10 protein-coding genes and 1 pseudogene are annotated in these 9,820 nt (G+C 60.4%); 2 read left to right on the top strand and 9 right to left on the bottom strand.

The annotated features are described in order from the left end of the window. From tuf to ABI213_RS12420, 9 genes are all read right to left on the bottom strand, one after another. A partial coding sequence (tuf, locus tag ABI213_RS12460; protein ID WP_348027324.1) for an elongation factor Tu occupies positions 1–886 on the bottom strand: 886 nt, incomplete at its 3' end. A 162-nt stretch (positions 887–1,048) separates the two neighbouring features. Next, on the bottom strand, positions 1,049–3,148 hold the full coding sequence (gene fusA, locus ABI213_RS12455; protein WP_348027323.1) for an elongation factor G: 2,100 nt from the start codon (positions 3,146–3,148) through the stop codon (positions 1,049–1,051). A gap of 74 nt (positions 3,149–3,222) precedes the next feature. Continuing rightward, positions 3,223–3,696: a 30S ribosomal protein S7 gene (rpsG, locus tag ABI213_RS12450; RefSeq protein ID WP_076196149.1), complete on the bottom strand. Its 474-nt coding sequence runs from the start codon at positions 3,694–3,696 to the stop codon at positions 3,223–3,225. A 177-nt stretch (positions 3,697–3,873) separates the two neighbouring features. Next, positions 3,874–4,251 (bottom strand): 30S ribosomal protein S12, encoded by a 378-nt coding sequence (gene rpsL / locus ABI213_RS12445; RefSeq protein ID WP_011466063.1) that lies wholly within the window; start codon positions 4,249–4,251, stop codon positions 3,874–3,876. Between the two features lie 162 nt (positions 4,252–4,413). Beyond that, positions 4,414–5,571, bottom strand: a complete 1,158-nt coding sequence (locus ABI213_RS12440; RefSeq protein WP_348027319.1) for a D-alanyl-D-alanine carboxypeptidase family protein — start codon at positions 5,569–5,571, stop codon at positions 4,414–4,416. 92 nt (positions 5,572–5,663) lie between these two features. Continuing rightward, complete coding sequence (locus ABI213_RS12435) at positions 5,664–6,290, bottom strand: alpha/beta hydrolase (protein ID WP_348027317.1); 627 nt, start codon at positions 6,288–6,290, stop codon at positions 5,664–5,666. 69 nt (positions 6,291–6,359) lie between these two features. Then, on the bottom strand, positions 6,360–6,719 hold the full coding sequence (locus ABI213_RS12430; protein WP_348007476.1) for a (2Fe-2S) ferredoxin domain-containing protein: 360 nt from the start codon (positions 6,717–6,719) through the stop codon (positions 6,360–6,362). Continuing rightward, entirely contained in the window at positions 6,716–7,825 is a 1,110-nt protein-coding gene (locus tag ABI213_RS12425) for a VanZ family protein (protein ID WP_348007477.1), read from the bottom strand. The genes ABI213_RS12430 and ABI213_RS12425 overlap by 4 nt, the downstream gene beginning before the upstream one ends. A 14-nt stretch (positions 7,826–7,839) precedes the next feature. Then, positions 7,840–8,268, bottom strand: coding sequence for a CopD family protein (locus ABI213_RS12420; protein ID WP_348007478.1), 429 nt, complete (start codon positions 8,266–8,268; stop codon positions 7,840–7,842). Between the two features lie 211 nt (positions 8,269–8,479). Here ABI213_RS12420 and hemB point away from each other — a divergent pair, with 211 nt between their 5' ends. Further along, positions 8,480–9,481, top strand: a complete 1,002-nt coding sequence (gene hemB, locus ABI213_RS12415; protein ID WP_348007479.1) for a porphobilinogen synthase — start codon at positions 8,480–8,482, stop codon at positions 9,479–9,481. A 63-nt stretch (positions 9,482–9,544) separates the two neighbouring features. Beyond that, positions 9,545–9,820 (top strand): annotated as a pseudogene (locus ABI213_RS12410) (magnesium transporter CorA); the annotation flags it as partial.

The following is a 9,820-nucleotide window of genomic DNA, read 5'->3' as shown; positions in this document are numbered from 1 at the left end:
ACAGCACTTGGCCGCGTTGCACGTCTTCACGCTTGGTACCGCGCAGCAAGATGCCGACGTTGTCGCCAGCTTGGCCTTGGTCCAGCAGCTTGCGGAACATTTCCACGCCGGTGCAGGTGGTCTTTTGGGTCACGGTGATACCGACGATTTCGATTTCTTCACCCACCTTGACAATACCGCGCTCAACACGACCGGTCACCACGGTGCCACGGCCAGAGATCGAGAACACGTCTTCTACAGGCATCAGGAATGCGCCGTCCACCGCACGCTCAGGCATGGGGATGTAGGTGTCGAGTGCTTCGGCCAGCTTCATGATGGCTTCTTCGCCCAGAGGACCCTTGTCGCCTTCCATGGCCAGCTTAGCCGAGCCGTGGATGATGGGGGTGTCGTCGCCAGGGAAGTCGTATTTATCGAGCAGCTCGCGCACTTCCATTTCAACGAGTTCGAGCAGTTCGGCGTCGTCCACCATGTCGCACTTGTTCAGGAACACGATGATGTAGGGCACGCCAACTTGGCGGGCCAACAGGATGTGTTCGCGGGTCTGGGGCATAGGGCCGTCAGCAGCCGAGCACACCAAAATAGCACCGTCCATCTGGGCAGCACCGGTGATCATGTTCTTCACATAGTCAGCGTGGCCTGGGCAGTCCACGTGGGCATAGTGGCGGTTGGCGGTTTCGTATTCGACGTGGGCGGTATTGATGGTAATACCGCGCGCTTTTTCTTCAGGTGCCGCATCGATTTGGTCGTAACCCTTGGCGGTACCACCGAACTTGGCTGCCAGCACGGTCGTGATGGCGGCGGTCAGTGTGGTTTTGCCATGGTCAACGTGGCCGATCGTGCCCACATTGACGTGGGGCTTGGTACGTGTGAACTTTTCTTTTCCCATTTTTCAATTCTCCAAAGAGCTATTTCCCGTGTCAGGTTTAATGTCTGCACAGTGTTGCTGGATCACCTCGCACGGGCACAAGGTGGCACACCATCGCAGACAGGGGGACCATGAGAAGCGGACCAGACTGCTTTCGCAACCAGACCCGCTTCACAAACTTTTTTACTTGGCGCGGGAAGCCATGATGGCTTCGGACACGTTACGTGGAGCTTCCGAGTAATGCTTGAATTCCATCGTGTACGTGGCACGTCCTTGAGACATGGAACGCAGCGTGGTGGAATAACCAAACATTTCCGACAGAGGCACTTCGGCCTTGATGGCCTTGCCGCCACCAACCATGTCTTCCATACCCTGGACCATGCCGCGGCGTGAGGACAGATCACCCATCACGTTACCGGCGTAGTCTTCTGGCGTTTCAACTTCCACAGACATCATTGGCTCCAGAATCACGGGGCCCGCCTTGCGGCAACCTTCCTTGAAACCGAAGATGGCGGCCATCTTGAATGCAAGTTCGTTCGAGTCCACGTCGTGGTAAGAACCGAAGTGCAGTGTGACCTTCACATCAACCACCGGGTAACCAGCCAGCACGCCTTGCGTGACGGCTTCGTTGATGCCCTTTTCCACGGCCGGAATGTATTCGCGAGGAACCACACCACCCTTGATCGCGTCCACAAACTCAATGCCTTTGCCGAGTTCATTGGGCTCAATCTTCAGCACCACGTGGCCGTACTGGCCCTTACCGCCGGACTGGCGCACGAACTTGCCTTCGGCATCTTCCACGGTCTTGCGGATGGTTTCGCGGTAGGAAACTTGTGGCTTCCCGACGTTGGCTTCCACACCGAACTCACGCTTCATGCGGTCGACAATAATTTCCAGATGCAACTCGCCCATACCGGCGATCAGGGTCTGGCCTGACTCTTCGTCGGTCTTGACGCGGAATGAAGGATCTTCCTGGGCCAGACGCTGCAAAGCGATGCCCATTTTTTCCTGATCCACCTTGGTTTTAGGTTCCACGGCCTGGGTAATCACCGGCTCAGGGAACACCATGCGCTCCAAGGTGATGATCGCCGACGGATCGCACAGGGTTTCGCCCGTGGTCACATCTTTCAATCCGATACAAGCGGCGATGTCACCAGCGACAATTTCGCTGACTTCTTCTCGGTTGTTGGCGTGCATTTGCACGATACGGCCGATGCGTTCTTTTTTGCCACGAACCGGGTTGTAGATCGTGTCGCCCTTTTTCAGCACGCCAGAGTAGACACGCACAAAGGTCAACTGGCCGACAAACGGATCGGTCATCAGCTTGAATGCCAATGCCGAGAACTTTTCATTGTCGTCAGCTTTACGGGTAATCGCACCATCGTCTTCGTCCAGGCCATTCACGGGTGGAATGTCCGTAGGCGCAGGCATGTACTCGATGACCGCGTCAAGCATGGCCTGTACGCCCTTGTTCTTGAACGCAGAACCACACAACATCGGCTGGATTTCACCAGCGATCGTACGCTGACGGATGGCGGCCTTGATTTCTTGTTCAGTCAGTGCCTCGCCTTCGAGGTACTTATTCATCAGCTCTTCACTGGCTTCAGCTGCTGCTTCCACCAATTTTTCGCGGTACTCGGCGCACACGGCAGCCAAGCTTTCAGGAATATCGTTGTAGGTGAAGGTGACACCCTTGTCTTCGTCCCAGATGATGGCTTTCATCTTGACCAGGTCCACGATGCCCTTGAAGTTCTCTTCAGCACCGATAGGGATCTGAATCGCAACGGGATTCGCCTTCAGGCGAAGAATCATCATTTCGCGAACGCGCAAGAAGTCGGCACCGGTACGGTCCATCTTGTTGACGAAAGCCAAGCGAGGCACTTTGTATTTGTTCGCCTGACGCCAGACGGTTTCGGACTGGGGCTGCACGCCACCAACGGCGTCGTACACCATCACAGCGCCGTCCAGTACGCGCATCGAACGCTCAACTTCAATGGTGAAGTCAACGTGGCCAGGGGTATCAATGATATTGATGCGGTGTTCATCAAAATTGCCAGCCATGCCTTTCCAGAAGCAGGTGGTGGCCGCAGAAGTGATCGTGATGCCACGCTCTTGCTCTTGCTCCATCCAGTCCATGGTGGCCGCGCCATCATGGACTTCACCAATCTTGTGGTTCACGCCGGTGTAAAAAAGGACGCGTTCGGTGGTGGTGGTCTTGCCGGCATCAATGTGCGCGGAGATACCGATGTTGCGGTAACGCTCAATAGGGGTATGGCGAGCCATAGTTCTCTTTCGTTAATGGCAACAAGCCCGCCATCCAAAATCGGATGGAACGGGCTTGTCGACCGAGGATGGGCTTAGAAGCGGAAGTGCGAGAAAGCCTTGTTGGCTTCAGCCATACGGTGAACTTCGTCACGCTTCTTCATCGCACCGCCACGGCCTTCGGTGGCTTCCATCAGCTCGTTAGCCAAACGCAGGGACATGGACTTTTCGCCACGTTTACGAGCAGCTTCTTTCAGCCAACGCATGCTCAGGGCCAAGCGACGCACAGGGCGCACTTCGACCGGAACCTGGTAGTTGGCACCGCCCACGCGGCGGGACTTCACTTCGACCATCGGCTTGACGTTGTTGATCGCCAGGGTGAAGGCTTCCACTGGGTCTTTGCCGGGGTTCTTCTTTTCGATGAACTCCAGGGCACCATAAATGATGCGCTCTGCGACCGCTTTTTTGCCGCCTTCCATGATCACGTTCATGAATTTGGACAGCTCAACATTGCCGAACTTAGGATCCGGCAGGATTTCACGTTTAGGGACTTCGCGACGACGTGGCATTTTTTCACCTCTTAATTGCTTCAGTTGGCATCTTGGTAGACACCGCAAAAACCATTTTGGTTTTCACTTACTCGACCCAAAACACGGGTCACTACGTTGCATCACCGCGCCACGCGGGAGACAACACCTTTTACTAACTTGAAACCAGGGCTTACTTAGCCTTTGGCTCAGGACAATTTACTTGGCCTTTGGCTTCTTAGCGCCGTACTTGGAACGCGACTGCTTGCGGTCTTTCACGCCTTGCAAATCGAGCGAACCGCGCACGATGTGGTAACGCACACCGGGCAAATCCTTGACCCGGCCGCCGCGCACCAGCACTACGCTGTGCTCTTGCAGGTTGTGGCCTTCGCCGCCGATGTAGGAAATGACCTCAAAACCGTTGGTCAGGCGCACTTTGGCAACCTTACGCAGAGCGGAGTTAGGCTTTTTAGGCGTCGTGGTGTAGACGCGGGTGCAAACGCCACGGCGTTGCGGAGAATTTTGCATCGCAGGGCTCTTGGACTTGATCGTTTCGACCTCGCGCCCCTGACGTACTAGCTGGTTAATGGTTGGCACTAAAGCCTCCTTGACAAAGAAAACGTCCCTAAACGTTTAAAACTAACAGAAAACGTGAATCCCTTCGGAAGTTTCCGAAAAGCCTTCAAGTATAGCTTTTCGGCTGGATGAGCGCAATGAGTGCACGCATATTCAATGTGTGCATGCGCTCACTTATCCGATTTACTTGATCCACAAACGGATTGAATCCCAGGCGCGGCCCAAAATACCAGCCTGCTCGACGCCGTCCAGCGCCACCAGCGGCACCGTCAACAGGGTTTGTTCGCCCAAAGTGACCTTCAGCGAACCCACGGCCTGGCCCTTGGTGAAAGGGGCCACCAGCGGATCGGGGCGCTGGATCTCGGTTTTGACCTTGGCGGCGTTGCCCGACGGCACAGCCACCACGATGGCGTCCGGACGGCCCAGCTTCATGGTCGGAGTTGTGCCCTTCCAGACATTCGGCGTGGCCACGGCCTGGTTGGCATCGAACAGCTTCACACCCTCGTAGGCGGTGTAGCCCCAGTTCAGCAGTTTTTGCGATTCGTTCAGGCGGGCGTTTTCGCTGGACGTTCCCAGCACGATGGTCAGCAGACGGCGGCTGCCGACGTTAGGGAAGTCGCGCTTGGCGGTGGCGATCAGGCAGTAGCCCGCCGCGTCGGTGTGGCCGGTTTTGAGGCCATCCACCGTGGGGTCGCGGAACAGCAGGCCGTTGCGGTTGTTTTGGTTGCTGACGGGCGTGCCAGGATAGTGGTACTGCTTCATGCCGTCGTAGTGCGCGTACTCGGGGAAGTCGTGCATCAAACGGGTGGCCAAAATACTCAGGTCGCGGGCCGTGGTGGTGTGGCCGGCTTCGGTCAAGCCTTCGGGGTTGCGGTAGCCGGTGGCCTTCATGCCCAAGACCTTGGCCTGCGCATTCATCATTTCGACGAAATGCTCGGACGTGCCGCCCACGCCTTCGGCCAGCGCCATCGTCGCATCGTTGCCCGACTGGACAATCATGCCCTTGATCAGGTCTTCTACCGGCACTTGCATCTTCGGGTCGATGAACATGCGCGAACCAGGCATCTTCCAGGCCTTGATGCTGACGGGCAGGGTTTGCGTCAGCGTGATATTCTTGGTGCGCAGCGCGTCAAACACCAGATAGGCGGTCATCAGCTTGGTCAGCGAGGCCGGTTCGACGGCCATGTCGATGTCTTTTTCCAGCAAAACCTGGTTGGCCGTCACGTCCAGCACCATGTAAGACTTGGCGGCGATCTCGGGGCCTGCCACCGTTTGGGCGGCAGCAATCAGGGAAAAGGAAGCCAGCACGGGCGCGGCAACAGCCTGTAAAAAATATTTCATGGGAGGGGGTTCAAATTAGGGTGATGCAATCACCAGAGCAAGGGGAAAACCCGTGTACGAGCGGCACACGGGCCCAAAAGTTCAGGAAGTGTTCAGGAACGCAGGTGGCGCAGCACCAGGTTTTTCAACAGCGGCAATTGTCCGTGAAAGAAGTGGCCGCCCGCGGGCACGACCGTAACCGGAAGTATCTGTGGCCGCGCCCAGTCCATCACCGAGGCCAGCGGCACGGTGTCGTCCAGCTCGCCGTGCACGGTCAAGGTGCGCTCGTGCAACTCGGGCGGCAGGGTGGCCACCGTCCAGCGCGAAGTGGCAGTGCCGACCAACACCAGCTTCTGTACCGGGCGGGCCGCCCACAGCGCGGTCACGGCATGGCTGGTCACAAAGGCACCAAACGAAAAGCCCGCCAGCGCCAAGGGCTGGTCGGCGGGCGCGGCCTGCGCCACCACGGCCAGCAGGTCGTCCAGCTCGCCCCGGCCCTCGTCGTGCACGCCTGCGCTGGCACCCACACCACGGAAGTTGAAGCGCAGCGCGCTCCAGCCCGCCTGCACAAAGGCGCGGGCGATGGTCTGCACCACTTTGTTGTCCATGGTGCCGCCAAACAGCGGGTGCGGATGGGCGATGACGGCCACGCCGCGCGGCGTGCCCTCGGGGTGGTCGATGACGGCTTCGATCGCGCCTGCGGCACCGGCCAAAGTCAAACGCTGGGTGGATGCATTCACGGGATTACTACCAAATTAATAGCTGCCCGCGCAGGTGCTACCTGCGCTAACGGCATAAAAAGCTTAAATTTAACGACCCAGGTGCGCGGGAGTTACCAGGCGCTCCACCACTTGGCCGTTCTTGAGGTGCGACTCGACGATCTCGTCGATATCGCTCTCGTCCACAAAGCTGTACCAAACGGCTTCGGGGTAGACCACGGCCACCGGCCCGGCGGCGCAGCGGTCCAGGCAACCGGCCTTGTTGACGCGCACCTGGCCGGGGCCGGACAGGCCGGCCTTCTTCACCAGCGCCTTGCAGCGGTCGAAACCGGCCTGGGCGTTATGGTGGGCGCAGCTGTCTTCGCCGTTGGTGCGGTCGTTCAGGCAAAAGAAGATGTGGCGGCCGTAGTACGACGGTGCCGGTGCGTCAGCGGGGGTGGTGTCAGTCATGCCGCTATTTTAGTTTTCTCGGGGGCGGACCGGGCGATGCGGCCCACCACCACCACCATCGCCGCGTACGGCCACAACCAACCCAGCCACTGCACGATGCCCTGGAAACGGATGAATTTGCCCTGCTCCCAGGTGTATAAAGTTTGTGCAAAGTAGGCGCTGGTGGGGGCCTGGTTCAGCACGCTGACGTGCACCGCCAAAGCCAGCAGCACCAACGGGGCGCAGACACGGCGCGGCAGCCACACCAGCGCACCGGCCAACAGCAGCCCGGCCCACAGGCCGACCTGCACCGGCAGGCTCAACCAGTCCAGCGCATGGGCCGGGCCATAGCTCAGTCCGGCAGACAAAGCCGCCACGCCCAGGCCCAGCGCCACCACCAGCGGCGCAAACACCGCCCGCTGGCGCACCTGGCGCACCACGCAGTAGCCCAGCAGGCAGGGAATCAGCACCCCCAGCACCACGCACAGCAATTCGGCACTGGGCACCAGCGGTTGCAGCTCCACATCGCGCACCGGCAACCAGTCGAGAAACGGCGTGTCCTCCAACGCATCGGCCAGGGCCGCCTCCAGCCGCTCCAGCACCTGGCCCAGGCCCAGTGGTACGGCCGCCGGGAACAGCAAGGCCACCGGCCACAGCGCCAGCAGCACCAGCTCGCCCCGCGCATCGGCCACAAACCAGCGGGTGCGGAACTGGCTCCAGCGGTCGATAGCCCCAAAACGCTCTAGCAGCGACGCGGTCACTGCGCCCAGCAAGGCACCCGCGGTATTCAGCCCCCAATCGACGTTGGACGGGACCCGCACCGGCAAGTAGCTTTGCAGGGTCTCCATGGCCAGCGACAGCAGGCACGCAGCCAGCGTGGCGGCCAGCACCGGAGCCCGGTCGCGCCCGGTGCGCAGGGCGCTGAGGGCGAACAAAAAGCCCAGCGGCGCGTAACCGGCAACGTTGATGGCCACATCGAACCCGGTCCAGTACTTGGGCAGCGGCGCGGTGACAAAAAACCAGGGCGAAATCCCCTGGTCGCGCCAGCCGGAAAACGGGTACAGGCTGGCGTACAGCACCAGCCCCACATACAGCCAAGAAAGCGGCCAAGCCGAGGTTTTGTGCATGCTGCACCGCGTGCTTAGAAGGGTTTGACGACCACCAGCACCACGATGGCCAGCAGCAGCAGCACCGGCACCTCGTTGAACCAGCGGTACCACTGGTGGCTGCGCATGGGTGCACCGGCGCGCATTTTGCGCAGCAACACCGCGCAGCCGTGGTGATAGCCGATGACCAGCAGCACCAAGGTCAGCTTGGCATGCATCCAGGCATTGCCCGGCCCGCGCCCGATGCCGTAGCCCAGCCACAACCAGGCACCGAACGCCAGCGCAGGAACCGCCAGGATGGTGGTGAAACGCAGCAGCTTGCCCGCCATCAGCAGCAGCCGCTCCCGCTCGGCCAGGGAGCCGGGCGAGACCATCGCCAGGTTCACAAAAATGCGCGGCAGGTAGAACAGACCAGCGAACCAGCTGGCAATGAAAACGATGTGAAGGGCTTTGATCCAGAGCATGGCGGGAGTGTAGGCCCGGCATGTAACGATTGCAGCGCCTAAAAAAAATGCCCCGACCATCAGGCCGGGGCGTTAAGCCTGCGGGTGTTGCCACCGTAAGGCCCCGCTCAGGGAGGTAAAGCGGGAGGACGGCAAGCCGCCCCACCAGCAATTTATCAAAGCCCCCATGCCGCTTCAATAGGGATTCTGCGGATGGGGCACAATTTTGGGCATGACTACCTTTGCCCCCTACCCTGCTGGCCGTCCACGCCGCCTGCGCCGCACCGCCTTCAGCCGCAACCTGGTGCGCGAAAACACACTCACCGCCCACGACCTGATCTACCCGGTGTTTGTGCTCGACGGCGAGAACCGCCGCGAGACCGTGGCCTCCATGCCCGGCGTGGAGCGGCTCAGCCTGGACCTGCTGCTACCGGTGGCGGCCGAGTGCGTGCGCCTGCAGATTCCGGTGATGGCGCTGTTCCCGGTGGTGGACCCGGCGCTGAAAACCTACGGCGGTGAAGAAGCCTTCAACCCCGACGGACTGATCCCCCGTGTGGTGCGCGCCCTCAAGGCGCACTACCCCGAGCTGGGCGTGATGACCGACGTGGCACTCGACCCCTACACCAGCCACGGCCAGGACGGCCTGCCGGATGAAAACGGCTACATCGTCAACGAACTGACGATTGCCGCGCTGGTGCAGCAAGCCCTGGCCCAGGCTGCAGCGGGTGTGGACATCGTCGCCCCCAGCGACATGATGGACGGGCGTATCGGTGCCATCCGCGCTGCGCTGGAAGCCCACGGCCACCTCCACACCCAGATCATGGCCTACAGCGCCAAGTACGCCAGCGCGTTTTACGGCCCGTTCCGCGACGCGGTGGGCTCTGCCGCCAACCTGGGCAAAAGCGACAAGAAAACCTACCAGATGGACCCCGCCAACAGCGACGAGGCCCTGCGCGAGGTGGCGATGGATATCGCCGAAGGGGCGGACATGGTGATGGTCAAGCCCGGCATGCCGTATCTGGACATCGTGCGCCGGGTGAAGGATGAATTCAGCGTACCCACCTTTGCCTACCAGGTGTCGGGCGAATACGCCATGCTCAAAGCCGCCGCCTTGAATGGCTGGCTGGACCACGACCGCGTGGTGCTGGAGAGCCTGATGGCCTTCAAGCGCGCCGGGGCAGACGGCGTGCTGACCTACTTTGCGCTGGATGCCGCCCGGCTGTTGCAGTCCTAAAATAATAGCTGCCTGCGCAGGCACCACCTGCGCTAGCGGCCTATTTCTTATAAATTTATCCGCATGCGTATTTTCACCATCGTCGGCACCAGCGTGGTGGAAGCCACCGCCCTGCCCACCGCCCCCGTGCCCGGCGGCTTTGTCTGGATCGCCTGCGCGCGCGGGGAGTTTGAGACCCAGCTGGCGCACCTCCAGACCACGCTGCAGCAGCTCTGCGGCCACACGCTGGTCGATCTGCACGTGTCGGACCTGCTGAACGCGCATTTGCCCTCGCACTACGACTACACCTCGCAGTACGACCTGCTGGTGTTCCGGCGGCTGGCGGCCGGGCAGCCCGAG

Source organism: Rhodoferax sp., from assembly GCF_039922535.1.
Classification (GTDB): Bacteria; Pseudomonadota; Gammaproteobacteria; order Burkholderiales; family Burkholderiaceae_C; genus Rhodoferax_B.
The sequence above is the reverse complement of the archived record's forward strand: the minus strand, read 5'-3'. Positions and strand labels throughout refer to the sequence as shown.

Bases quoted from the DNA above. Each gene is read 5' to 3' on its own strand.
- ABI213_RS12430 (WP_348007476.1), bottom strand. From the start codon at position 6,719: ATGACTGACACCACCCCCGCTGACGCACCGGCACCGTCGTACTACGGC.
- ABI213_RS12425 (WP_348007477.1), bottom strand. From the start codon at position 7,825: ATGCACAAAACCTCGGCTTGGCCGCTTTCTTGGCTGTATGTGGGGCTG.
- rpsG (WP_076196149.1), bottom strand. From the start codon at position 3,696: ATGCCACGTCGTCGCGAAGTCCCTAAACGTGAAATCCTGCCGGATCCT.
- ABI213_RS12440 (WP_348027319.1), bottom strand. From the start codon at position 5,571: ATGAAATATTTTTTACAGGCTGTTGCCGCGCCCGTGCTGGCTTCCTTT.
- hemB (WP_348007479.1), top strand. From the start codon at position 8,480: ATGACTACCTTTGCCCCCTACCCTGCTGGCCGTCCACGCCGCCTGCGC.
- ABI213_RS12420 (WP_348007478.1), bottom strand. From the start codon at position 8,268: ATGCTCTGGATCAAAGCCCTTCACATCGTTTTCATTGCCAGCTGGTTC.
- fusA (WP_348027323.1), bottom strand. From the start codon at position 3,148: ATGGCTCGCCATACCCCTATTGAGCGTTACCGCAACATCGGTATCTCC.